General features: G+C 42.7%; 20 protein-coding genes and 5 tRNA genes (1 of these 25 cut by a window edge). 23 read left to right on the top strand and 2 right to left on the bottom strand.

All coding sequences use genetic code 11. The features are described 5' to 3' along the window. The 13 genes from FOC72_RS09465 to FOC72_RS09405 all read left to right on the top strand — a co-directional run. Positions 1-62, top strand: a tRNA-Tyr gene (locus tag FOC72_RS09465) (it extends 19 nt beyond the left edge of the window). An 8-nt stretch (positions 63-70) separates the two neighbouring features. Further along, a tRNA-Trp gene (locus FOC72_RS09460) sits at positions 71-141 on the top strand. A gap of 10 nt (positions 142-151) precedes the next feature. Continuing rightward, positions 152-224: transfer RNA gene (locus FOC72_RS09455), tRNA-His, on the top strand. A gap of 13 nt (positions 225-237) precedes the next feature. Further along, positions 238-309: transfer RNA gene (locus tag FOC72_RS09450), tRNA-Gln, on the top strand. Between the two features lie 12 nt (positions 310-321). Further along, a tRNA-Leu gene (locus tag FOC72_RS09445) sits at positions 322-405 on the top strand. A gap of 352 nt (positions 406-757) precedes the next feature. Next, a complete protein-coding gene (locus tag FOC72_RS09440) occupies positions 758-1201 on the top strand; it encodes a zinc-dependent MarR family transcriptional regulator (protein ID WP_002896843.1) in 444 nt (147 codons plus the stop codon). Beyond that, positions 1198-1908 carry a metal ABC transporter ATP-binding protein gene (locus FOC72_RS09435; protein WP_002896842.1) on the top strand — a complete coding sequence of 237 codons (711 nt, stop codon included), beginning with the start codon at positions 1198-1200 and terminating at the stop codon, positions 1906-1908. The genes FOC72_RS09440 and FOC72_RS09435 overlap by 4 nt, the downstream gene beginning before the upstream one ends. Then, complete coding sequence (locus FOC72_RS09430; RefSeq protein ID WP_002896841.1) at positions 1901-2707, top strand: metal ABC transporter permease; 807 nt, start codon at positions 1901-1903, stop codon at positions 2705-2707. Before FOC72_RS09435 ends, FOC72_RS09430 begins: the two co-directional genes overlap by 8 nt. 9 nt (positions 2708-2716) lie before the next feature. After that, positions 2717-4219, top strand: a complete 1503-nt coding sequence (locus FOC72_RS09425; protein ID WP_002896839.1) for a zinc ABC transporter substrate-binding protein AdcA — start codon at positions 2717-2719, stop codon at positions 4217-4219. 147 nt (positions 4220-4366) lie between these two features. Beyond that, complete coding sequence (locus tag FOC72_RS09420; protein ID WP_002896837.1) at positions 4367-4810, top strand: CopY/TcrY family copper transport repressor; 444 nt, start codon at positions 4367-4369, stop codon at positions 4808-4810. Beyond that, the gene (locus FOC72_RS09415) at positions 4810-7071 is read left to right on the top strand and encodes a heavy metal translocating P-type ATPase (protein WP_002896836.1); all 2262 of its coding nucleotides are present in this window, start codon (positions 4810-4812) and stop codon (positions 7069-7071) included. The genes FOC72_RS09420 and FOC72_RS09415 overlap by 1 nt, the downstream gene beginning before the upstream one ends. A 4-nt stretch (positions 7072-7075) precedes the next feature. Then, positions 7076-7294: a heavy-metal-associated domain-containing protein gene (locus FOC72_RS09410; protein ID WP_002896834.1), complete on the top strand. Its 219-nt coding sequence runs from the start codon at positions 7076-7078 to the stop codon at positions 7292-7294. An 85-nt stretch (positions 7295-7379) separates the two neighbouring features. Continuing rightward, positions 7380-7982 carry a DUF6287 domain-containing protein gene (locus FOC72_RS09405; RefSeq protein ID WP_002896833.1) on the top strand — a complete coding sequence of 201 codons (603 nt, stop codon included), beginning with the start codon at positions 7380-7382 and terminating at the stop codon, positions 7980-7982. A gap of 142 nt (positions 7983-8124) precedes the next feature. Here the strand turns inward: FOC72_RS09405 and FOC72_RS09400 are convergent, their stop codons facing one another. Together FOC72_RS09400 and FOC72_RS09395 are read right to left on the bottom strand one after the other, a co-directional pair. Next, complete coding sequence (locus FOC72_RS09400; RefSeq protein WP_002896832.1) at positions 8125-8697, bottom strand: TetR/AcrR family transcriptional regulator; 573 nt, start codon at positions 8695-8697, stop codon at positions 8125-8127. 212 nt (positions 8698-8909) lie between these two features. Then, on the bottom strand, positions 8910-9512 hold the full coding sequence (locus tag FOC72_RS09395) for a TetR/AcrR family transcriptional regulator (protein ID WP_002896831.1): 603 nt from the start codon (positions 9510-9512) through the stop codon (positions 8910-8912). 356 nt (positions 9513-9868) lie between these two features. On the opposite strand from FOC72_RS09395, the gene FOC72_RS09390 reads away from it, so the two are divergent. The 10 genes from FOC72_RS09390 (at position 9869) to FOC72_RS09345 (ending at position 23425) form a co-directional block, all read left to right on the top strand. Then, a complete protein-coding gene (locus FOC72_RS09390) occupies positions 9869-12262 on the top strand; it encodes an SIALI-17 repeat-containing surface protein (RefSeq protein WP_002896830.1) in 2394 nt (797 codons plus the stop codon). Between the two features lie 177 nt (positions 12263-12439). Beyond that, entirely contained in the window at positions 12440-13570 is a 1131-nt protein-coding gene (locus tag FOC72_RS09385) for an ABC transporter ATP-binding protein (RefSeq protein ID WP_002896829.1), read from the top strand. Between the two features lie 186 nt (positions 13571-13756). After that, positions 13757-13936, top strand: coding sequence for a hypothetical protein (locus FOC72_RS09380; protein WP_002896828.1), 180 nt, complete (start codon positions 13757-13759; stop codon positions 13934-13936). A gap of 182 nt (positions 13937-14118) precedes the next feature. Beyond that, entirely contained in the window at positions 14119-15330 is a 1212-nt protein-coding gene (locus FOC72_RS09375; protein WP_002896827.1) for a hypothetical protein, read from the top strand. Between the two features lie 179 nt (positions 15331-15509). Continuing rightward, a complete protein-coding gene (locus FOC72_RS09370; protein WP_223311203.1) occupies positions 15510-15974 on the top strand; it encodes a hypothetical protein in 465 nt (154 codons plus the stop codon). A gap of 7 nt (positions 15975-15981) precedes the next feature. Then, the gene (locus tag FOC72_RS09365) at positions 15982-18834 is read left to right on the top strand and encodes a TraM recognition domain-containing protein (RefSeq protein WP_002896825.1); all 2853 of its coding nucleotides are present in this window, start codon (positions 15982-15984) and stop codon (positions 18832-18834) included. Between the two features lie 25 nt (positions 18835-18859). Continuing rightward, entirely contained in the window at positions 18860-19606 is a 747-nt protein-coding gene (locus tag FOC72_RS09360) for a hypothetical protein (protein ID WP_002896824.1), read from the top strand. Between the two features lie 412 nt (positions 19607-20018). Continuing rightward, complete coding sequence (locus tag FOC72_RS09355) at positions 20019-21053, top strand: AAA family ATPase (RefSeq protein ID WP_002896823.1); 1035 nt, start codon at positions 20019-20021, stop codon at positions 21051-21053. 90 nt (positions 21054-21143) lie between these two features. Then, positions 21144-21509 carry a DUF5592 family protein gene (locus FOC72_RS09350; protein WP_002896822.1) on the top strand — a complete coding sequence of 122 codons (366 nt, stop codon included), beginning with the start codon at positions 21144-21146 and terminating at the stop codon, positions 21507-21509. Continuing rightward, positions 21509-23425, top strand: a complete 1917-nt coding sequence (locus tag FOC72_RS09345; protein WP_002896821.1) for an AAA family ATPase — start codon at positions 21509-21511, stop codon at positions 23423-23425. Before FOC72_RS09350 ends, FOC72_RS09345 begins: the two co-directional genes overlap by 1 nt. Positions 23426-23612: the final 187 nt, after the last annotated feature.

Here is a 23612-nt window from a genome sequence, read left to right as displayed (position 1 = left end):
TAAACGCGGCGGACTGTAAATCCGCTCCTTCGGGTTCGGGGGTTCGAATCCCTCCCCTTCCATAACCTTTACGGGCATAGTTTAAAGGTAGAACTAAGGTCTCCAAAACCTTCAGTGTGGGTTCAATTCCTACTGCCCGTGTTTAAATATGGCGGGTGTGGTGAAGTGGTTAACACACCAGATTGTGGCTCTGGCATGCGTGGGTTCGATCCCCATCACTCGCCTATTTATTATTATTGGGGTATCGCCAAGCGGTAAGGCAAGGGACTTTGACTCCCTCATGCGTTGGTTCGAATCCAGCTACCCCAGTTAAAAACTTGAGCCGGCGTGGCGGAATTGGCAGACGCGCTGGACTCAAAATCCAGTGTCCGCAAGGACGTGCCGGTTCGACCCCGGCCGCCGGTATAGCTTAAGTTTAGCGAAGTATTTTTACTTCGTTTTTTTGTTTTTTCTTTAGTAATTATTTGCAAGCTAATGCGGAAGATTGAATCATGATTTTACTTGTAAATCCACACTCAACTAATGTAATGGACTCACCATCAAATTGTTTATAGAATCTAGAATGCTAATAAGAGGCAGCTTAGTTTGTTGCTTTTCATTCTATGATTGAGTTTTATTTAGGACTTAAGAATCTAATTGTATGATTAAATATTTTTTGTGAAAAGCATTTTACTTTTACTGAAAATTCTTGACTCTTTTCTTTTTTGTGATATAATTAACCAGTAAAGCTTTAACTGGTTAAGAGAAGGAGGAGGAAATGACTCATTTAGCAGATAAGATCGATCAATTTTTAAATGAAGTTATTTTGAAGGCAGAAAATCAGCATGAGATTCTGATTGGTTCTTGCACGAGTGATGTGCCTTTAACTAATACGCAGGAGCATATTTTGATGCTTTTGTCTGAGGAATCCTTGACAAATTCTGATTTGGCAAAAAAACTGAATGTGAGTCAAGCTGCTGTGACCAAGGCTGTGAAATCCTTGGTTCGGCAAGAGATGCTGCAAGCCTTTAAAGATAAGAGAGATGCACGGGTTACCTTTTACCGTTTGACTGAGTTAGCTCAGCCGATTGCAAAGGAACATCAGCATCATCACGCACATACTTTGGAGACGTATCAAAAATTGGCTGAGCAGTTTTCTGCTAGTGAACAGGCGACAATTTCGAAGTTCTTGGAAGCCTTGGTGGGAGAGATTGGTAAATGAGATATATCACAGTCGATAATCTTTCCTTTTACTATGACAAGGAGCCTGTGCTGGAGCATATTCATTATTTTCTAGACAGTGGGGAGTTTGTAACTTTGACGGGGGAAAATGGAGCTGCTAAGACGACTCTTATAAAGGCTAGTTTGGGTATTTTGCAACCTAAGTATGGGGAAGTGAAGATTTCCAAGACTAATGTGCAAGGCAAGAAACTGCGGATTGCATATCTACCTCAGCAGATTGCTAGTTTTAATGCAGGTTTCCCTAGTACGGTATATGAGTTTGTCAAGTCGGGACGTTATCCGCGTAAGGGTTGGTTTCGTCGTTTGAATGAGCATGATGAAGAGCATATCAAGGCTAGTCTGGAGTCAGTTGGAATGTGGGAACATCGGGATAAGAGGATTGGTTCTCTCTCTGGTGGGCAAAAGCAGAGAGCTGTGATTGCTCGGATGTTTGCTTCGGATCCGGATATTTTTGTCCTAGATGAGCCGACAACAGGAATGGATGCAGGCAGCAAGGATGAATTTTACAAGCTCATGCACCATAGTGCTCACAAGCATGGAAAAGCTGTCTTGATGATTACACACGATCCGGAAGAAGTTCGTAAATATGCTGACCGCAACATTCACCTGGTCCGTAATCAGGACTCACCTTGGCGCTGTTTCAATGTGCATGAAAGCGACAATGGACAGGAGGTGAGCCATGCTTAATCTATTTTCCTATGATTTTATGCAGCGGGCCTTCTTGGCAGTTATTGCCATGAGCCTCTTCTCACCGATTTTGGGGACTTTCCTGATTTTACGTCGGCAGAGCCTTATGAGTGACACGCTCAGTCACGTTTCATTGGCAGGTGTAGCTTTTGGTTTGGTTCTTGGACTATCGCCCACTCTCACAACGGTGCTTGTCGTCATTATCGCAGCAGTCTTCTTAGAGTATCTGCGGACTATCTATAAGAATTTCATGGAAATCGGAACGGCCATTCTTATGTCAACCGGCTTAGCTATTTCCCTGATTGTTATGAGTAAGGGCAAGAGTTCTAGCTCAATGAGTCTGGATCAGTATCTGTTTGGCTCCATTGTGACTATCAGTATGGAGCAGGTGATTTCTCTCTTTGTTATTGCTGCTGTGGTGCTTGTCTTGACCTTCCTCTTTATTCGCCCCATGTACATCTTGACCTTTGATGAGGATACGGCCTTTGTGGATGGGCTGCCTGTGCGTACCATGTCCATTCTCTTTAATATCGTGACGGGTGTTGCGATTGCCCTCATGATTCCAGCTGCGGGAGCCTTGCTAGTTTCGACCATTATGGTCTTGCCGGCCAGTATTGCTCTGCGGATTGGGAAAAATTTCAAGTCGGTTATTTTGCTGGCAAATGCCATTGGTTTCTTTGGTATGATTGCCGGACTTTATATTTCTTACTATGCAGAGACGCCAGCTAGCGCTAGCATTACGATTATCTTCGTCGGCTTGTTCTTGCTGGTCAATCTGGTCAAAAAATTTATGAAATAGGAGCAGAAAATGAAAAAAATTAGCTTACTATTAGCAGGTTTACTGAGTATTTTCTTAGTATCTTGTTCTAATCAAAAAAATGCAGATGGCAAGCTCAATATTGTCACGACTTTTTATCCGGTTTATGAGTTTACCAAGCAGGTGGCTGGAGATGAGGCCAATGTTGAACTTCTAATCGGGGCCGGTACAGAGCCACATGATTACGAACCTTCTGCGAAGGCAGTTGCGAAGATTCAGGATGCAGATGCCTTTGTCTATGAAAATGAAAACATGGAGACTTGGGTCCCAGATACGCTAAAAACTTTAAAAAATAAGGAAGAAACGGTTATCAAAGCGACAGGTAATATGCTCTTGCTGCCTGATGGTGAAGAGGAAGAAGACCACGACCATGGGGAAGAGGGACATCATCATGCCTATGATCCCCATGTTTGGTTATCTCCGAAGCGGGCTATTAAAATGGTGGAGCACATCCGTGATAGCTTGAGCAAGTCTTATCCTGACAAGAAAGCTGCTTTTGAGAAAAATGCAGCAGCTTATATCAAGAAGCTGGAAGCCTTGGATAAGGAATATGAGGATGGTTTGGCCAATGCCAAGCAAAAGAGCTTTGTTACTCAGCACGCAGCCTTTAACTATCTGGCATTGGACTATGGTTTGAAGCAGGTGCCAATTTCTGGACTTTCACCAGACAGTGAACCATCCGCTTCACGCTTGGCTGAATTGACCGAGTATATTAAGAAAAATAAAATCAAGTATATTTACTTTGAAGAGAATGCTTCCCAGGCTTTGGCTTCTACATTAGCTAAGGAAACAGGTGTAGAGCTTGATGTCCTGAATCCGCTGGAAAGCTTGACCGAAGAGCAGACCAAGGATGGGGCAGACTATGTTTCTATCATGCAGTCCAATCTAAAGGCTCTCAAGAAGACAACTGACCAAGAGGGAGCGGAGATTGCAGCCGAGAAAGAAGAAGACGATAAGACAGTCCAAAACGGCTACTTTGAAGACAGTGCCGTCAAGGATCGTACTTTGTCTGACTATGCTGGCGAGTGGCAGTCTGTTTACCCTTATCTGAAGGACGGTACCTTGGATCAAGTCTTTGACTACAAGGCTAAGCTGACTGGGAAAATGACGGCAGCTGAATACAAGGACTACTATGACAAGGGCTACAAAACAGATGTTTCCAATATCAATATCACAGACAAGACTATGGAATTTGTGGTAGATGGAAAATCCAAGAAATATACGTATAAATACGTTGGCAAGCACACTCTGACTTACTCTAAGGGAAATCGTGGAGTTCGCTTCATGTTTGAAGCGACAGACGAGGATGCTGGGGAGTACAAGTATGTTCAGTTTAGCGACCACAACATTGCACCGACCAAGGCGGCTCACTTCCATATCTTCTATGGTGGCGAAAGCCAGGAGGCACTCTTTGACGAGCTGGAAAACTGGCCAACCTACTATCCAAGTAAGTTGACTGGTCAAGAAATTGCCCAAGAAATGTTGGCGCACTAATATAAATAAAGTAAGAAGACGGAATTATCCCGCCTTCTTTTTTGTATATCGGAAAATGATGATAAAAACACTTGACAAATTACGATTACAAATGTAAACTAATAAAGAGTTAGATTACAAATGTAAATGATAAGGGGGTGTTAAACAATGGAACAGCAAAATATTAGCCAAGCAGAATGGCAAGTGATGCGTGTGCTATGGGCGTATCCACACAGTCGCAGTACAGAGATTATAGCTCGTTTGGAAGCCGATTTTTCCTGGAAACCGGCAACCATCAAGACTCTTTTGAATCGTCTGAAGACCAAAGAATTTATCGCTATGGAAAAGATCGAGGGTAAGTTTTACTATGATGCTCGGATTTTAGAAGCGGACCATCTGGAAAGTACTTGGCAGGCTCTTTTTGACAATATCTGTAACACTAAACATGGAGACCTTTTGATTTCGATGATTGAGAGAAGTCAGTTTAGTCAAAGGGACTTGGAGCGGCTCAGCCAAGTCATTGATAAGAAAAGAGCTTCGGCTCCGCTGGAAATTAAATGCCACTGTCCGCAAGGTCAGTGTCGGTGCGGGCATGGAAAGGAGACGCATTGATGAGTGAGAAAAAAGAATACAAGCTATCAGGAATGACCTGTGCATCTTGTGCTATGACAGTGGAGATGGCGGTCAAAGATTTAGAAACGGTTGAGGATGTCAGTGTCAATCTGGCGACAGAACGCCTCAGTTTGCTTCCTAAGGCGGGATTTGACAGCCAGCAAGTGCTGGCTGCTGTAGCCGAGGCTGGTTATCAGGCAGAAGAAAAAGGCATAGCCAAACCGTCTGACGTAAACGAAGAGGCTGTAGCCAGAACGCAAGCATTACGAAGAAAGAAACAAGAACTACTGATTCTTTTACTTACGGCTCTGCCTTTGCTTTATATCTCAATGGGTAGTATGGTCGGTCTTCCTCTGCCTAGCTTCTTGGACCATATGGCGCACCCTTTGGTCTTCGTTCTGTCACAACTGCTTTTGACTCTGCCTGCTGCGTGGATTGGTCGAGGCTTTTATCAGAGAGGATTTCGCAATCTTATCAAGCAACATCCCAATATGGATAGTTTGATTGCGGTGGGGACCAGCGCAGCATTTTTCTACAGCCTCTACTCAGTCAGTCAGGTTTTTCTAGGTCATCATCCCTTTGTTCATCAGCTTTATTTTGAGTCGGTTGCAGTGATTATTGCCTTGGTTCTTCTAGGTAAATATCTGGAAAGTTCAGCCAAGGGGAAGACGTCTCAAGCGATTCAATCTCTGCTTGAGCTAGTACCTAGTCACGCGACAGTGATTCGATATGGCGAGGCTGTAACCATTGATACGGAGGATATCCGAGTTGGAGATATTATCCGTATCAAGCCAGGGGAGCGTATGCCGGTAGATGGCCTTGTAATAGAGGGGCAGACCTTTGTGGATGAGTCCATGATGACTGGTGAAAGTGTCCCGATTGAAAAGAAGGTCGGCGACACCATTACCAGTGCCACAATCAATCAAAATGGTAGTATTGACTATCAAGCAACTAGGGTTGGTTCGGATACGACCTTAGCTCAGATTGTTAGATTAGTGGAGGAAGCGCAGGGGTCTAAGGCGCCGATAGCGGCTTTGGCCGATAAGATTTCACTCTATTTTGTCCCAATCGTGCTGATCTTGGCTACTTTGTCCGCGCTGGGCTGGTATTTTCTGGCTGGTGAGAGTCTTAGCTTTTCTCTGTCAATCTTTATCGCAGTTCTGGTCATTGCCTGCCCTTGTGCGCTGGGGTTAGCCACTCCGACAGCCATCATGGTTGGGACTGGTAAAGGGGCTGAAAATGGAATTCTGATTAAGTCTGGACAGGCTTTGGAAGCTGCTTATCAGCTGGATACTATTGTTCTTGATAAGACGGGGACGATTACGATTGGCAAGCCCAGCCTGACGGATTTGTTACCTTTAGGTGCTTTTAATCGCTCTGACTTGTTGCAGCTAATAGCTAGTGCTGAGCAGCATTCTGAGCATCCTTTGGCTCAGGCTATATTGGAAGCGGCTGAAGAGGAGGGACTTGACTTGCTGCCTGTCAGTCATTTTGAGGCCATTGTTGGCCGAGGCTTGTCAGCTCAGGTTGAAGGTAAGCATCTTCTGGTCGGCAATGAGTCTCTGATGGAAGAAAAGAACATTGACAGCAGTGCCTTTCAAGAACAGTTGTTGGAGCTTTCCCAAGAAGGGAAGACAGCTATGTTTGTCGCAATAGATGGACAGCTGACAGGTATTTTAGCGGTAGCAGATGAGATGAAGTCTAGCAGTCTGAAGGCGGTGCAGGAGCTCCAGTCTATGGGGCTGAAAGTCATCATGCTGACAGGAGATCGTGAAGAAACTGCGACAGCTATTGCCCAGAAAGCTGGCATCCAAAAAGTCATCGCAGGTGTATTGCCAGATGGTAAGGCCACTGCTATCAAGAACTTACAGGAAGCTGGGAAAAAACTGGCTATGGTCGGAGACGGTATCAATGACGCACCGGCTCTGGTTCAGGCAGATGTGGGAATTGCCATCGGATCAGGCGCTGATGTAGCTATTGAGTCGGCAGATGTAGTGCTCATGCATAGTGATTTGCAGGATGTAGTCAAGGCTATCAAGCTCAGCCAGGCGACTATCCGCAATATCAAGGAAAATCTTTTCTGGGCTTTTGCATACAATACACTGGGCATCCCGATTGCTATGGGGCTATTGCATCTTTTCGGCGGTCCCTTGCTCAATCCTATGCTGGCTGGTCTGGCCATGAGCTTGAGTTCAGTATCAGTTGTCGTCAATGCACTGCGTCTAGGACGCTTTAAAATGAAGGAATATACGGAGGAATGAATCTATGAAACAAACAGTTCAGTTAGAAAATTTATCTTGTCAAAATTGTGTCAAACACGTCACCCAGCACTTCCTGTCTATGGAGGGAGTGTCAGATGTGGTTGTGGACTTAGAACAGCAGACAGCCCACGTCACGACTGATAAGCCTTACGGTGCATCTGATTATGAAGCAGCTCTGGCAAAAACAATCTACAGGGTTCTGGATGTGGCAGAAGCTGAATGAATAAAGTCAGTAGCTTTGCGCCCGCCCAGCTGCTAGAATTCTTCTTGTAAAAAGCGATAAAATAATCTATAATGTTACTAATCACATGATTTATCTTACCGTGAGAAAGAGGAGAAAAATGAAGAAAAAAGCTTTACCTTTTTTACTAGCAGGAGCTGCTTTATTAGCTATGACAGCTTGCTCAAACGGCAGTGCTACGAATCAATCAGAGACACCTACTAGCAGTACTGGCTCGGTAACAAGTTCTGTGGAGCAGGTATCCAGTCAATCAACTGAGGCAGAATCTTCAGCGGCTAGCAGCACTAGCTCAGAGAGTGCGAGCACAGAAAAAACCAAGGAAAAGAAGGAAACGATGGACATTTCAGCACTTGCAAATGGTAATTATGCCAGCGTTAAAGGAACCTGGCAGGATGCTTCTGGCAACCAGCTTGTTTTTGATGACAAGGGCTTGGTTTCAAGTGGTTATGAATTGTATGGAGCTTCTCTGACAGACTATGGCACTGCTGCTGGAGGTGTCTACGGCGGAGAAAGCGGAGGTTTTCTGATTGAGTTTCTTCCTAAGGGAGTTAAGGTCGCAGACAAGGAAAACTTTACAGACAACTCCGATGCTGGCCAAGATAGAATCTGGACAGGTGTTGGCCTGAATAGCTTTGACGAACAAGGCAGCTTCTATTATCGCGTAGATTAAATGAAGCTTGGTGTTTAATTTTATAGCTTATATATTGATGAGAGCAGGAGACTAACTGCTCTCTTTTCTTTGGGAGAGTAAGAAATTTCACAGACAAAAAAAGCCTGCCTAAATTAGGCGGGCTTCATAATTTTGAGTTGAATTAGGATTCACTGTGAGGTGTTATAAACTGATCCATAGGGGTTGAAATCACATTCAGGAAGAGCTTGGCGAAATCCTCTGCTGGCATAGGATCTTCTTTGATAATCCAAATTTCAATGAGGGAGTTAATCCATCTAACAACAATTTCCGTAGCCATTTCTTTTGGAATTCCCAATTTTTTAGAGTCAATTTCTAAATTTTGCACGACCCACTGAGTGAAGAAGGTAGATAGATAGTCACTCCAGAAAGGATCGATAGCTGTAGTATAGAGCACCTTCATCCATTTCCTATGTTCATAAAGGGTAGGAATCATATGTTGGGCAAAGAAACAGAACGGATTTTCTCCATTTCCTTCTTCGTAGCTTTCATACAGGGGCAAAAACGGAGTCATAATTGTCTGGCGGATGTATTGGATAATGTCTTCAACATTACTAAAATGCTTTTTATAGATAGCCTGGCGCGATAGACCAGCTTGTTTTGCAATCTCTGAAAAAGTAAAATAAGACTTTTCAGGATTTTGCTCTGCCAGCTCAATTAAGGCATTAACGACTTTGTCTCGAGTATCTTGGGGCATAAGTACCTTCCTTCTTTTTTATTAAGTTCTTGCTGGTTTGTCTAAAAATAGCGCAAATCCCAACAAAAAAGTTTACCGATTGTCAACTAAAATGATAACACTTTATAGAGGAAATGTCCAATTATTTTTAAAATTTAATATAAAAATATTAAAAAACCAGTCTTCCCTTACAAGGACCGGTTCTGTCATTTCTCTGTTTTTCTTCTAGTTGGTTATGCGATAACAATTTTATTTGAAGGACCAGCTGGACTATCATAAGCAGCAAAGCTGGTTAGGGGTGAAGATACAAGGTTGAGAAATGTCTTAGAAAACTGCTTGCAAGGAACGGGGTCATCCTGAGTGATCCAATTCTCGATAAGAGAACTAATCCAGCCGGCCAGCAGTTGATTGGCCAGGTCTTCAGGAATACCTAATTTTTGGTGGTCAAGATTTAAATTCTGCTCGATCCAGTCCTTGTAACTGGCAGTAATAAAATCGCTCCACAAGGGATCGACAGAACTAGTATATAATATTTTAATGCGTTGGCGTTGCTCATAAATAGCGGGAAGAATCGTTTGAGCCAAAAAAGTGAAAGGATCTAAGTCCGCTTCAGCATTGTTGCTATTCCAGTTGGGAGCAAAGGCTTGCTTCACCATATCTTGGCGAATGTATTCGATAATTTCAGTAGTGTTATTAAAGTGTCGTTTGTAAATAGCCTGTCTGGACAAGCCGGCTTCTTTAGCGATTTCTGTAAAGGTAAAACGCGACCTGTCTGGCTGTTTATCTGCTAATTCAAAAAATGCATCTAAAATCCTATCTCGTGTATTAAGAGCCATAATTTTATCCCTCCTATACCATTTTACTTTTTCTGTCTGAAATAAGCTAGAAAATAGCCCAGAATTTTTACTAAAAAAGTTTACACATTGTTAAATGGAAAAATTTTTAGTTTAATTTCTGGACATCATGTCTGTTTAAAAAACTGGACGATTTCACAAAAATGTACATAAATCAAGCCGATAATTCTTTTATTTTAACAAGTTAATATGATAAAATAATAAAAAATCTTATCAGAAGTCAAATAGAAAGTGTAGTTTAAAGATTACCTAATCTGAAAGATTTATGGGAGGTTTGACTGGACTTTTTATTAAGGGTTACTGATTGGGATAATAAAATATGTTCAGGGGAGAATAAAATGAAAAGAACAGAAAAAGTTTTGCGATATTCTATTCGGAAGTCAGTTTTAGGTGTTGGTTCAGTCCTTATTTGTGCTCTGTTTTTGGGTCACAGTATGGTGGCGGCAGATGAGGAGCAGCCTGTTGCAAATGCAGTAGAGACTCCGGCTGCTGCATCACCAGTAAATCAGGATTTGACAACGGTCAGGGAGGCTGCTAATACGGAAGTAGGTACGTTTCTGGCTGAGAAAGTGACAGATCTTGGGAATAATCCAAATTTGTCAGCTGAGGAGCTTGCAGCAGCTAAGGAGGAAGTCAATCAAACAGCTGCAAAGGCTCAGAATGAAATTGCTGCAGCTGAGGATAAAGAAAGGATTTATCAAGCTAAGGAAGATGGATTGGCAGACATCAACTCTATCAATCCAGTCGGCAAAGATTTGCTTCTAGATGAAATCCAAAATGGAAAAGCAGAGTTTGATAAACTTGTAGATAGTAGCGATTTACTGCCTGAGGAGCAAAAGAAAAGCTTCCAAGAGTCTGTAAGGAAGAAGGCTGCAGAAGCAGAGGATGCAATTCAGAAATTAGATGTTAATGCAGCAACAGCAGAGCAGGCGGAAGTGATTCAAGAGCAGGCAGTAACCGAGGAAGATAAGTTTTTCAAATTTATAGCAAGTTCAACCGTAGATTTCACTCTGGCTGCCAAATTAGCTGACTTGGAAGCAAATCCTAATCTTTCAGAAGCAGAAAAGAAAGCAGTTAGAGGCGAGATAGAGCAGGTGGTGGAAGCGGCCAAGAAGGCTATTGAAGGAGCAGATTCTCAGGAAGTCTATGACCGGGCAAAAGAAACAGCCATAGCCCACTTAGCTAAGATTCACCCCATTGGCAAAGAGCAGTTCTTAAAAGAAATTCAGGAAGAAAAAACAGCTACTATCGAGGCTGTTGAGAAGAGTCAAAGTCTTTCTGCTGAGGAAAAAACTGCAGCTAAAAAGAAAATTGAAGATGCAGCAGCCATAGCTCAAAAAGCAATTGCAGCTTATAATGCCTGGGTTGAAAGTCCTGATGATGCCGAAAAAATTCAAGAACAGGTAGCGGCAGAGAAGCAAGGTTTGCTGAAAGTTACGACTGGGCTGAAACTAGATCTTGCTCTGTCTGATAAGCTAGCAGACTTACGGAGCAACCCGAATCTGTCAGATGCAGAACGGGCTACGGCTAAAGCTGAAGCGGAAGCAACTCTAGCAGATGCGAAAACGGCGCTTGAAAAGGCTGATACCGAAGAGGAACTAGAGAGAATTGAGGAAGCTGGCATTGCTAGCTTGGACACGATTCATCCAGTTGGCAAAGACTTGGTTTTAGATGAGCTTGAAGAAGAAGTCGACAAACAGATTGAAGCAATTGAACATCATCAAACACTTTCAGAACTCGATAAAAAGCAAGCTAAAGAAAAGATTCGAGCAGTATTAAAGACGGTGACAGATGCGATTGCGCAGCTAGATGATAGTGTAGACAGTGCTGAAAAAGCAGAGAAGCTGCAGGAACAGATTGCTGCTGAGCAGACAAAAGCTCTTGAAAATCTAGAAGCGATTGTCAAGAATGCTGCTAAAGCTGAGACAGCTTCTTCTATTCCAAGTGATTCACCACAGGAAGCTGGGCAAGAATTTAGTGGAGGAGTTAGCGACTCTGAACCAGCAACGGCAACGGCGTCGGAATATGATTTGTCTAGCCATGAAGTTGGAACTCATCCCGATACAGCTCCGCAGTCTTCAGTACAACCAGAATTCAGTGGAAATGTTAATGATTCAGAAGCACCAACAGCAACACGGCCTGAATTTAGTGGAGGGGTCAGTGATTCTGAACCGACAACAGCGACAGAGTCAGAGTATGATTTATCTAGCCATGAAGTTGGAACTCATCCTGATACAGCTCCGCAGGCGTCTGCACAAGCAGAATTCAGTGGCAATGTTAGTGATTCAGAGGCGGCAACAGTAACACGGCCTGAATTTACAGGAGGCGTCAATGATTCAGAGCCAACTATGACAGAAAATAACACCTATGATGCTGGCGTTCAGCCATCAGTCAGGAGTGCACATCCAGACAGCGCTCCTCAAATGGCGGCTCTTCCGGAATTTACTGGCGGTGTCAATGCTACTGACGCGGCAGTAGCTGATGCTTTACCTGCTTACCAAGTAACTAGCGGTATTTTGCCAGCAGTTGATGAGGCCAAATCAGTACAAGAGCAGTCTTCATTAGCTAAGGTCACCCAGCCAGCTCAGCTTAAAAACAAGGAAGGTAAGAGTGGTGCGTCAGTCTTGCCGCATACGGGTCAAGCTTCTAATGCTCTTCTCACAGTTGCAGGAGTTATCAGCGCTTTAGGCGTAGCTGGATTGTCATTCCGTAGTAGAAAAAAAGAAGAATAAGTTTTAAAGAGGCCACTTGGTCTCTTTTCTGATGGAGAAAATTTTCAAAAATTATGCAAACGTTTTACTAAAAGTGCTTGAAAAAGTCAAAAAAAAACGATATAATGGACAATGTGAAAGCGCTTTTCAAACGAGAGCTTAAAAGAAAATATTTTTATTCAAAAGAAGGGGCTTATTATGGTCGAATTAAATCTGAAAAATATCTATAAAAAATATCCCAACAGCGACCACTACTCAGTGGAAGACTTCAATCTAGACATCAAGGACAAGGAATTTATCGTCTTTGTCGGTCCGTCCGGTTGCGGAAAATCAACTACGCTGCGTATGATTGCTGGTCTTGAGGACATCACAGAAGGAACTGCCTCTATTGACGGTACAGTGGTCAATGATGTGGCGCCCAAAGACCGTGATATCGCTATGGTCTTCCAGAACTATGCCCTTTATCCGCATATGACTGTCTACGACAACATGGCCTTTGGTCTTAAGCTGCGCAAGTACAGCAAGGAAGATATTGACAAACGGGTTAATGAAGCAGCAGAAATCCTAGGCTTGAAGGAATTCTTGCAGCGTAAGCCAGCCGACTTGTCTGGTGGTCAGCGTCAGCGGGTAGCAATGGGACGTGCAATCGTTCGGGATGCAAAGGTTTTCCTTATGGATGAGCCTCTGTCTAACTTGGATGCTAAGTTGCGTGTGTCCATGCGGGCAGAGATTGCCAAGATTCACCGCCGTATCGGGGCAACAACTATCTATGTTACCCATGACCAGACTGAAGCTATGACCTTGGCGGATCGTATCGTTATCATGTCAGCGACCAAGAATCCCGCTGGAACTGGAACGATTGGACGAGTGGAGCAGATTGGTACGCCGCAGGAAGTCTATAACAACCCAGTTAATAAGTTCGTTGCTGGCTTCATCGGTAGCCCAGCTATGAACTTCATCCCAGTTAAACTTGAAGGGAATGAGATTGTCGCAGAAGGTCTGCGCTTGACTGTACCAGAAGGAGCTCTCAAGGTTCTGCGGGAGAAAGGTTACGAGGGCAAGGAACTGATCTTTGGTATTCGTCCGGAAGATATCAATGCGGAAGCTGCTTTCTTGGAAACTTTCCCGAATTCAGTTGTGCATGCCAAAATTTCTGTTTCAGAATTGCTGGGAGCAGAGTCCCATCTCTACTGCCAAGTGGGTTCTAGTGAGTTTGTAGCGCGTGTGGATTCACGGGACTACCTAGAAACTGGTGCGGGTATTGACCTAGGCTTTGACCTCAATAAAGCGCACTTCTTTGATCCAGAGACAGAGAAGACAGTCTATTAATCAGTTGATAAACAAAGAACGCAGACAGGCTTATCTGCGTTTTTTACTGCTTGATTCGTATTGATCATAGATGGGCATAGAGTTGAGAATATGCTATAATTTTAGCAGGAATTGCTTTCAACTATAGGACAAAGCTACTGAATTAGACCTGAAAGTAAGAATACTGTAAGAAATAGGAGAAGCTACATGGGAAGCTCTTGGTATCATTTGTTGGGCAATGATTATGTTCGTTTGTTGATTTTGGATCTTGTTTTTACTTTTTATGTGCTGCTTGGCATTCGGAAAAAGCACTTTCCCTATTGGGCATTGCTAGTGCCGAGTCTGACACTTTTTCTAGGCTATCAGATCTGGCGGCTTTTGTGGTAATGTTGTCACTTGCTGTTAGATTCAAATAGATGTATAATTATTTTCTCTAAAGGTTGAGGCAAGATGTCTCAGCTTTTTTGCTGCAGCAAGATGTCTCTTTTTATCATAAACATTAATAGCTGGATTTTTCTATATAATAGATACTAGTATAAACTCTCATTCTTTGGTATAGAAAGGCTGTTATGAAAAGAATTAAGGAAATTGAACGGACTCACCCTGATGTCAAAAAGGTTGTTAAAAATGGCCTTACGATTGATTCGAAATATGTGGCTAGTCTCTTAGAGACCGATAAAGACTGGCTTGAGACAGCTGATAGGATTCCTCGTAGTCTGGAAGGCTATGCTAATGCAGTTGGACGGAATTTCAATCGCCATGACATTGGCAACAAGGCCAAGGAAACGGCGGCTCTTTCATCTATCATTTCTTGTCGCGCAGTAGGAATCATAGACTCTGCGAAGCATGTGTCAGAAAGTCAAGGACAAGTCTTTTTTGAAGACATTGTCATCTGTCGACCGACCAAGAAAGAATATCAGGGGCTGACGATTTACGTTCCTCAGCATATCGCTGGCTTCTACCAACCTACCGATTTGAGACGGATGGTTGGTCAGGTTTTTCCAGTGAAGATTATTGATTTGAAGCAAGTTGTTTTTGCTAAACGTTATGATGCCCTAAAAAAACAAGAAGACCAACCACTTGAAAATGAATATGTAGCTCTGGGTGATATTAATATCGCAGAATACTTGCTCAACAGTCAAGTGTTACAGGAGCTGGAAGAAGGTGGAGAACACTCACCTATCCATGATGTTCAAAAAGGCATGATTAACTATATTTCTGACAATGGTGTTTTTGTGCTGACCGCCAATCTGGAGCGGGTTTTTATTCCCAACAAACTTTTTAGCTATCGCTATCATTCACGCGTTTTGAAGACAGAAGATTATGCAGCTATCGGAGAGTTGGTGGATTTCAAATTTTTGCGCGGCCGTTATGAACAGGCGGACGACAAACGACAACGCCTAGGGATTGAGGGGAACTCCCCAAACTTAGTTGGCGAGCGGCTTTCTTTGGAAAAAGATCCGGAAGCGGTTGTCAGAGATTTTATTGATGCTGGCCCGGGAACAGTTGCTTCGGGATATATCACAGACTTCAACGAAATCAAGGGGCATTATTTTGAAATGGACGGAGCTTATGGTTACCCAGTTCGGTTGGTAGCCAATGAACGTTTGACACCTCAACTTTTTCAGAGAAAGCAGAAAATATCAGTGGTTCTGCGTCAAGGCAGTTATGAGACGGTCACAGACAAAGCGGGCAAATCTTATCTGAAAATTCGAGCTACTGTTGTTTATAACTCAACTTTCAGCGAGCATGCTGGCTTGGAGGATTTCTTTGACAGGTAGAATGGCGGAACGAGATGAAATGATAAATATTTCGTTCCTTTCGCTTTTTCATCTCGGCTTGTATCTACAAGCAATCATCTGCTATTGAGTAAGTGACTGGGATGTCAGGAAGTTTTTGCTATAAAAAGGTGAGGCTGAAACATGATTTTCTAAGCCTCTTTTAGAAAAGGAGCAGCAGGTTGGACTCAACTTTTTTAAATCATATCATGTACTATGTGATTATTGTTGCTGAAATTATTATCGGACTAGCCATTATCATATCTGGAATTGGTTGGGTAGTTGGCGATCAGACCAACAATGTCGAACGAAAACGGAAGTCTGGCTTGGCCTTCCTGATTTCGGTGTCATTGTTTTATATTTTTCGCTTTGGCTCTATCGCAGTTCTAGCTCTGCTATTTTCAAAAGGTAGTTTGCCTGGAATGGAGGAAAAGAGTTTGGTTTATTTGCTGCGTATTCTGCAGGTTTTGATTCTAGCTCTGGTACCGACTTTTTCCATTATTCAGCACTATATCTATCGTTATCAATATTTGATTATTGAGCGGGAAGAGAGCCGACAGCGTCAGCGTCTGTATTTTTACGTCGCTTTTGCGATGACGGCCGGTATTGTTGGCTTATTAGAGATTATGATTGGGTTGGTGAAGTGAGGTTTTCATGCTATTTTTACTTTCAAAATTACCTTATAAACTAAAAGGACATCGAAGTATTGATTATGTGATCTTTTTGCTGAGAAAGGTGATTTGGGCACTTTTTCTTTTTGGTACTGCTAGTCTTACAGGAGTCATGCTGCTGGCTGTTATGAGAAAGCAAGTTAGTTTTGGCTTGTTTCTATTTCTGTTTATTGTTCTCTTTTTGTCCGTCTTCCTGTCTCTTTATCTGGGGCTGTGGCACACGAATCTGACGAGCCGCCAACGCTACCTGCTGTTTAAAGAAAGGAAAGATTTCAAAGAAAATGATCGCAGCCAGACTATGCGACGTTATATTTTTCTATCCTTTCTATCAGCTCTGATATCCAGCATAGATATTATTGTTTTGACTTTGAATAATTATATCATTGCCATGCTCAATCAGATGTATGTGGCTGCCAGTGACTTTCTCAAAGAAGGGAATACCTATTTTGACTATAAGACTCTATCGCCACTGATTGGTAATCAATTTTGGAATACTTTGCTTTTGATTGCACCAGTCTTTCTCTTTGTCTATCTGCTCTATAATTCCTACAGCAGTGAGATTGTTGTCTATGATGATATGATGAAGCGGTGGTTGAAAAAACGCTTCTTTAAGCATAAGAAAGTGACTCATTTATTTAACGATTTGGACAGAGACGGCGATGCCTATATCCGTTTGGGGCGCAATTCGGACATTGGGGATGATGTCATTCTCAAAACAGATGTCAGACGCTTGCACACAGCAGGGTTTGGTCCGATAGGTTCTGGTAAGTCTGTTGCCATTGCTAAGCCGACTATTGTTCAGGATGCCCGCAATGTGACTGTTTATCTGAGAGAATATGCCAAATTTATCCAGGAGCAGGATCAGCAGATTGCAGCTTTGGGTATTTCCGACGAACAAACTTTGTTAGAGACTAAGCGAGATTTCTATGAAAAATGGTATGAGAAAGGTTTGGGCAAGCAGTTAATCAATGGTTTCTATGTCAATGAGCCTTCAGGTGATTTGATTCATGATGCGGTGGATATTATCAAGCGAACCGGATTTCCGGAAGAGATGATCTGGCTGGTTGATCCGACTAAGGAAGACACTGATGGTATTAATATCTTTGATGCAGAGACAAATACAGCTGCAGGTCTGACTTCGGATTTGATACGTAATTTCGCGGATGAAGGTGGTAGCAGCGGTGGAAATACTTTCTTTAAAAACGCAGAGCAGGCCTATGTCCGCAATCTGGTCTTCATGCTGAAATCTACATCTCGGATTGAAAATAGCTATCTGGATGTGAATCTCAATGGCGGGTCCCCAACCCTCAGTGAGTTTTATGATTTGCTGGAAATTCCTTCTCTGGTCATCAAGCGCTTGAAGCTCTTTAAAGTGTATCGAGATGCCAGTGAGCGAGAGTTCCAACGACTCTATGAAAGACCTTATCAGGAGCTCTACAATCTTGAAAAGGAAGAGTTTGTCAAACAAGGTGGTCTCCCATCTCGCTTTGATTCCCATATGTCGCCTAAGTTGCGCAAGGCGTTTAATCAAAAACGAGATGCTGAGTCTAAAAATAAAATCATCAATACGACCTACCATTACTTTGCAGATGCTTATAAAGAAGATCCGCGGACGGGTGTTGAGTACATCACCCATGATGCTAATATTGAAGGTATGAAAAATACCATTCGTAAACTGGCTTCTTCTGACTTGGTGCGACGGATTTTCTTCTCTCAGTCCACCAAGGATATTGATATTCTTCTGAAAACGGGGGGCTTTTTATTGGTCAATACAGCCCGTGGTCCTGTAGACGATGACAGCTCCCGTATGATTGGTCAGATTACGGATATGATTGTGCAGAAAGGGGTTCTTAGACGGAATTCTAGCACGTTGGATCCATTCTTTTCCATTATCGAAGATGAGTACGGCTGGGTGACAACACCCAATACCGAGCGCTTCCTCAATCAATGCCGCAAGTATAATACGGCAGTGCTGGGTCTTTACCAGAATTATGAGCAGATTGAGGCTAGCCTGGGAGCTTCAGATACGGCTGCTCTGCTCAACTCTTATCGGAATATTTTTGTTTTCCAAGGTAGTTCCAATAAGTCAACAGAAACTATCGTAGAGCGGGCCGGAACGGAAAAGAAGGTCAGTCGGATGACCAATAAAGGCAGCGTAGATATGTTGGCAGGCAATGACAACAATGCTTCATCTTACCGAGAGGAAATTGCTGAGGAAGATGTGACTAATAGCTCTGAGCTCTTCCGCTTGGAAAAATTCCAGTTTGCTGGGGTTCATGTCATTGATGATGAAGAGAGTGAGCTAGTCAAGGTTACGCCGACGCCATCCTTTGAGCTTCCGATTTTCAAGGATCCTAACTACAAGGCACCATTTAATATAGAGGAAAATGAAGAAGATCGCCGTGCTTACGAAATTTGGAAAGAGCAGGTCGAGCGCTATTATGTTGAGCGCCATTCGGAAGGTGTCATTCCTTTTGACCGCTTTACACCAGAAGAGCAGCGTATTATTCTGGGGTTGGATGAGGAACACGAGTCTCTAGAAAAACCTAGAAAAAACAAGGCTAAGCGCTCGTCTGAAGGAGGAAAGCAATCGGCTGCGTCCAAGAGCATTGACCATAAAGGGAAGTCTCGGCCAGCAGTTCAGAAAAGCAGTCAAGAAAGCGGTTTGTCTGACCGACCAGTTGAGCCTGCTTCGGCTCAGCCGTCTAGTTCAGAACCAGTTACTAACTCTATATTAGATGCTCAGAGCAAGGACGATGCTCCAAGTATCAAGGCATCCTCTGAGGCTGCAAAACCACATATTTCCAAAAAGTATAATCCGATGATGGACGATTAAATATTCATAATAGAAGGAGCCTCTTATGACAACTGAACCCCAGTTAAGCTTAACTAAGAAAGAAGATATTGCTGTTCTAGGTGGCTTTATTCTTACCCTTTGCTTTGCCTGGTTTTTATGGCAATATCGTATCAATATCGGTCACAGACTGATTTGGTCGTCCGTCCTCTCCTTTTCCTTTCCTTTTTTCTATCTGATTTTTGCCTACCATTACCTCGTTTCTAGGACTTCTGCAAGGCTGCCTCTTCTTTTTGGAAAGAAATATAGACAGGCCAGTGATATGAAACTTTCTCTTGCTTGTCTGTGCTTTGTCTTTTTACTCTTGCTTTTAGGTGGTGTGGTAAGTAGCTTCTTTTCCAATCAGTTTAGTTTTGATAAGACCATCTTCATCCATAAAGATAGCCAGCAAGCCAAGCAGATTTTTAGTATGGAAGCTGGAAGCTATTCCGAGTTGCTTGAGAAGATAGAGAGTAAAGATAAGCGGGTTATTCTGTTTTATAAGCTTGCCTGCAGAAAGTGTCAGCGCGCTGTTCCTGAACTTTTAGCGCAAGTTCAAGACCAGGATAAGATTCTTTTTATTGATATATCCTCAGAGGCAGGGGGAAAGGCAGCACAGCGTTATGGTGTGGATCAGGCTGCGACGGCCATGGTCTGGGGAGATAAGGGTTACAAGCTCTATAGTCTGGCGACTAAGGAAGACGACGAGCGAATCACTCTTAATCAAGCTGAGCTGGATTATGTGGTCCAAATTCTTAATATAGACAACAAGTAGAAGTATGTTTTCTTTTCTGCAGGAAGTTCAGGCCTTTCAGAAACGAGTGTTTTGCTAAGAGCAGACTAGGTTGCCTACTTTTTATCATAAACTAGAAGAAGGTAGAGTTATGATATACTGATGATACCGGCAAGCAACAATTCCTTTTTTTAACTTTTTTCTGATTGGGAGCAGTGTTGATGACTGCTGTTTGTTGGTATCTCCTAAATAAGGTTTTACGACACCTTATTTACTTTAAATCTTTTTATTTGGGGGAGCTGGGGAAGCCTTATTCTCAGCTCTTCTAGCTTTTTATTTTGTAAGATGAAACAAAAAGTAACTTGCTTGAAGAATAGAGACGGTCAGCTTTTGCGGCTGTCTTTTTCTTTTTATCATAAACATTTATCTTGTTTTTTTGGGCTATAATACAGACATGGACAATAAAAAGAATAATAACGATGCTTTGGATGTATTTGTTGAGAAATATATCGTTGGAAATGTAGTCGTTCAGACCTTGAAACGTAGGGCTATCCTAAGGAAATTTTTAACTTTTTTAGTTCTGATATCAATGTGGCTCTTTTTGCTAATCAATGCTTATTTGTCTCCTCAGCGGATTGAGTATACAGAGGCGCAGCTAGCTACGAGCCGAGACTTTGAAAATGATTCTGGGCGTATTATGCTGACTAAGCAGGTCTATTCAGAAAAAAATGGCATCCTGCTCCTGGAATTTGAGACATCGGATTACACTTCTTCCATTGCTAAAGGTATCAATGCCAAGAACTTAGAGTGGATGCTCTATGCTAAAAAGCAGGGTGAAGATACTAAGATGGAGGTTATTCCTCTAGCAAACCATAAAATAGATGTCATTGTCAGAAATGTTCCAGAGGATTTTGAAGCCATCGCCCTTAATATTACCAATAAGACAATGGCTAACAAAGATGTAGATGTTGATATTGAAGAGTATAACGATATCACTTCCAGCGAAACACGCTATTCATCTAATAAGAAAAAGAAAAAAACGGATACGGCAGAGCTGAGCAATGAAGTGCAGTTCATGGTGGCTGCTCAGAGTGATAAACTTAAACATGCCTATCTGCAGGATTTGTCTCGGGAAAAGTTTGCCCTCAATGCTTTTGAAGAGGAAAAGAAATTCCAGATGAAGCAAATTGAGAAACTCCAGAAAGCCATTGAAAAGTTGGAAGCTTCCATTGAGGAAAATAGGACGACACTGGAAGATTTAGAGCGGTCAGGCCAGTATCTGGTTGGCAGTAATTTGACCGAAAATCAAGAGAAGATTGAAAATGTTGAAAAAGAAATCAACGGGAAGCAGATGAAGATTAATCAGGCTAAGGATAATATTTCTACCCTGCAGAATGCTGTTGATGCGCTGGATCGCTCCATGCAAGAAGTCCATGACGGGACTTATCAGTTTAATGCACCAATTACTTCAGTTGAGATGGATTTTTAAGAAAAAGGGAACTAGGACTAGCTACTTCTGGCTAGCCTAGTCTCTGTTTATGCTAGCTCAGCTGTAACGAAAAAGTTAAAGGAGAATCTTATGTCAGAAGAAAACAATTATGAAAACCGTCCCTATGGTTTTCCACGAGATCTTTTTGCGTCTGTCAAACTTTACGGCATCCGCCTTTTCAGTTTGCTCTTTGTATTTGGGGCTCCAATTCTTGCTATGCAGTTCACAGGCAGTGGGAAAGTCTTTCCAAAGCAACAAGCGGTTGAATACATCAGTTTCGTTGTGCTGACTTTTATCATTGCTCTTTATCTGATGTTCCCTTTTAACGGCGGAAAAAACAATCTTCATGCGATTAGGATTTTCTTAACGCGTCGACGTAAAAGATACCAATCCATTGACCGTATGAGGAGTAAGGAAGTCGCTAAAACAGAAAAGAGAGGGATAGGTAGAAGATAATGTTACAGACTGAAAAACTGCAGCAAAAAGAAGAATACCAAGAAGAAATCATGCCCGATACCTTGAAATTCCAAGACCCAGTGTCAATTGAGGAAGAGGAGAGCCTGACACCTTACCTGGATAAATACACAGAGAATGTTACGGAAAAGATTCGCAAGAAGATTGACAATTTTACAGTTTTTGGCCGGGATAAAGAGGTAGAGCAAGTCATTGTATCTCTTCTGCGGCAGACTAAAAACTCCCCTATCTTAGTCGGAGAAGCCGGGACCGGTAAAACAGCGATTGTGGACGGCTTGGTGGTAGAAATTCTAAAAGGCAATGTCCCAGATGAGTTTAAGCATGTAACAGTTCGTTCCTTGGAGTTGTCTAATATCTCCAGCAAGTCAGATGGAGAAGACATGGTTTCGCGGCTCAAGCGGATTATTGAGGAGCTAAAGGTAACCAAGGGTGAAAATATCCTCTTTATTGATGAGGTCCATACCATTGTTGGAGCCGGTGGTGACGGCAGTATGTTGGATGCCGGAAATGTTATCAAGCCGCCTTTGGCGCGTGGGGAAATTCAGATGATTTCTGCGACGACCTACGAAGAATACCAAAGTTCCATCGAAACCGATAAGGCCTTGGAGCGGCGGGTCCAGATGGTACCAGTCGAGGAGCCTACTGAAGACCAAGCTATTTTTATCCTTGGAAACATTCGTCGGCGTTTTGAAAAAGAAAGGAATATCACCATCACGGACGATGCAGTAGAGCAGGCTGTTCGGCTGGCTGTTCGTTACATTCCTGAGCGTTTTCTGCCCGATAAGGCTATTGACTTGCTGGATGATGCGACCGCTCAGGCTTATTTTGAGAAGCGCAAGGTAGTTGATATTGAAGATATTGCCCGCGTCATCCAGAAAATGAAGAAGATTCCAGTTACAACCATTCTGAAGGATGACTCAGAGAGGCTGATGAACTTCACTGATGAGCTGAAGAAGTATGTAAAAGGTCAGGATTTTGCAGTTTCACAGGTGGCTAATACCATCTATATCTCAAAGGAAGGTTTTCAACGGCCTAATAAACCTCTGGGAAGCTTTCTCTTTCTAGGAACAACTGGGGTTGGGAAAACAGAGTTGGCCAAAGCTCTAGCCAAGATTCTTTTTGACAATGTTGATGCTATGATACGGATTGACTGTTCTGAGTATTCCTCCAAAGGGGACAAGGATAAGCTGATTGGTAAAAATATTGTTGGATCTAAAGGCCTCCTAACGGAGCCGGTAAAAAACAATCCTTACTCTGTAGTTCTTCTGGATGAGTTGGAGAAAGCCCACCCAGACATCTACGATATTCTCCTGCAGGTGTTGGATGAAGGTCACTTGACGACAGGGACAGGGCGCAAGATTAACTTTAAAAATACTATCGTGATTGCGACGACCAACTCAGGTGCTGATGAAATCAAAAAGACTTACGCTAACGAGGGTAACTTCGGAGAGATGACTGACCTAGCTTATGAAGGTTTTATGAATCGGATTGTAGAAGAACTAAGCCTGACCTTCCGGCCTGAGTTCATCAACCGTTTTGGGAACAAGGTAGTCTTTAATATGTTGACAGCTGATATCATTGAGGCTATCGTAGATTTGGCTTGGAAGAAAGAAGAAAAACGGCTGGCTGAGCAAAAGGTCTATCTTCAATATGAAGACAAGGCGGAATTTTATGATTTTCTGCGTTCCAAGGGGACCAGTGTAGAAAATGGTGCTCGTCCTTTGGAGCGTCTGATTCAGGATCGGGTGACCGGCCCCATCGCCGAGAAGCTTTTTCTGTTGCAACGTCGAGGAGCTAAGTACAATGTTCTAATCAAGGTCATTGGAGAGGCACCAGATGGTATTTTTCACCATATTGACAAGCGGACACTGGATTTTGAAGCTACGAAAGTGGAGTAATCAGTTATCCCAAGCAGACTTTGATCTTTTGATTGGCCGATTAATAAGAGGTGCGTTGCTTCGGATTGAATTGAAGCTAAAAATCTATTTTGCTTTGCATGAGCTTGTATTTTCGAAAAGAGAATCAGATAAATCTTTTGGGAAAATCTTCATTTCTCTTTATGATACAGCGAAACCGATATGCAAC

Source organism: Streptococcus sanguinis, assembly GCF_013343115.1.
GTDB classification, from domain to species: domain Bacteria; phylum Bacillota; class Bacilli; order Lactobacillales; family Streptococcaceae; genus Streptococcus; species Streptococcus sanguinis_H.
Note: the sequence above shows the minus strand (reverse complement) of the source record. Positions and strands in the feature narration are given on the sequence as shown.

Coding starts and splice junctions, on each gene's coding strand:
- FOC72_RS09440 (WP_002896843.1), top strand. CDS start 758: ATGACTCATTTAGCAGATAAGATCGATCAATTTTTAAATGAAGTTATT.
- FOC72_RS09435 (WP_002896842.1), top strand. CDS start 1,198: ATGAGATATATCACAGTCGATAATCTTTCCTTTTACTATGACAAGGAG.
- FOC72_RS09430 (WP_002896841.1), top strand. CDS start 1,901: ATGCTTAATCTATTTTCCTATGATTTTATGCAGCGGGCCTTCTTGGCA.
- FOC72_RS09425 (WP_002896839.1), top strand. CDS start 2,717: ATGAAAAAAATTAGCTTACTATTAGCAGGTTTACTGAGTATTTTCTTA.
- FOC72_RS09420 (WP_002896837.1), top strand. CDS start 4,367: ATGGAACAGCAAAATATTAGCCAAGCAGAATGGCAAGTGATGCGTGTG.
- FOC72_RS09415 (WP_002896836.1), top strand. CDS start 4,810: ATGAGTGAGAAAAAAGAATACAAGCTATCAGGAATGACCTGTGCATCT.
- FOC72_RS09410 (WP_002896834.1), top strand. CDS start 7,076: ATGAAACAAACAGTTCAGTTAGAAAATTTATCTTGTCAAAATTGTGTC.
- FOC72_RS09405 (WP_002896833.1), top strand. CDS start 7,380: ATGATTTATCTTACCGTGAGAAAGAGGAGAAAAATGAAGAAAAAAGCT.
- FOC72_RS09400 (WP_002896832.1), bottom strand. CDS start 8,697: ATGCCCCAAGATACTCGAGACAAAGTCGTTAATGCCTTAATTGAGCTG.
- FOC72_RS09395 (WP_002896831.1), bottom strand. CDS start 9,512: ATGGCTCTTAATACACGAGATAGGATTTTAGATGCATTTTTTGAATTA.
- FOC72_RS09390 (WP_002896830.1), top strand. CDS start 9,869: ATGAAAAGAACAGAAAAAGTTTTGCGATATTCTATTCGGAAGTCAGTT.
- FOC72_RS09385 (WP_002896829.1), top strand. CDS start 12,440: ATGGTCGAATTAAATCTGAAAAATATCTATAAAAAATATCCCAACAGC.
- FOC72_RS09380 (WP_002896828.1), top strand. CDS start 13,757: ATGGGAAGCTCTTGGTATCATTTGTTGGGCAATGATTATGTTCGTTTG.
- FOC72_RS09375 (WP_002896827.1), top strand. CDS start 14,119: ATGAAAAGAATTAAGGAAATTGAACGGACTCACCCTGATGTCAAAAAG.
- FOC72_RS09365 (WP_002896825.1), top strand. CDS start 15,982: ATGCTATTTTTACTTTCAAAATTACCTTATAAACTAAAAGGACATCGA.
- FOC72_RS09360 (WP_002896824.1), top strand. CDS start 18,860: ATGACAACTGAACCCCAGTTAAGCTTAACTAAGAAAGAAGATATTGCT.
- FOC72_RS09355 (WP_002896823.1), top strand. CDS start 20,019: ATGGACAATAAAAAGAATAATAACGATGCTTTGGATGTATTTGTTGAG.
- FOC72_RS09350 (WP_002896822.1), top strand. CDS start 21,144: ATGTCAGAAGAAAACAATTATGAAAACCGTCCCTATGGTTTTCCACGA.
- FOC72_RS09345 (WP_002896821.1), top strand. CDS start 21,509: ATGTTACAGACTGAAAAACTGCAGCAAAAAGAAGAATACCAAGAAGAA.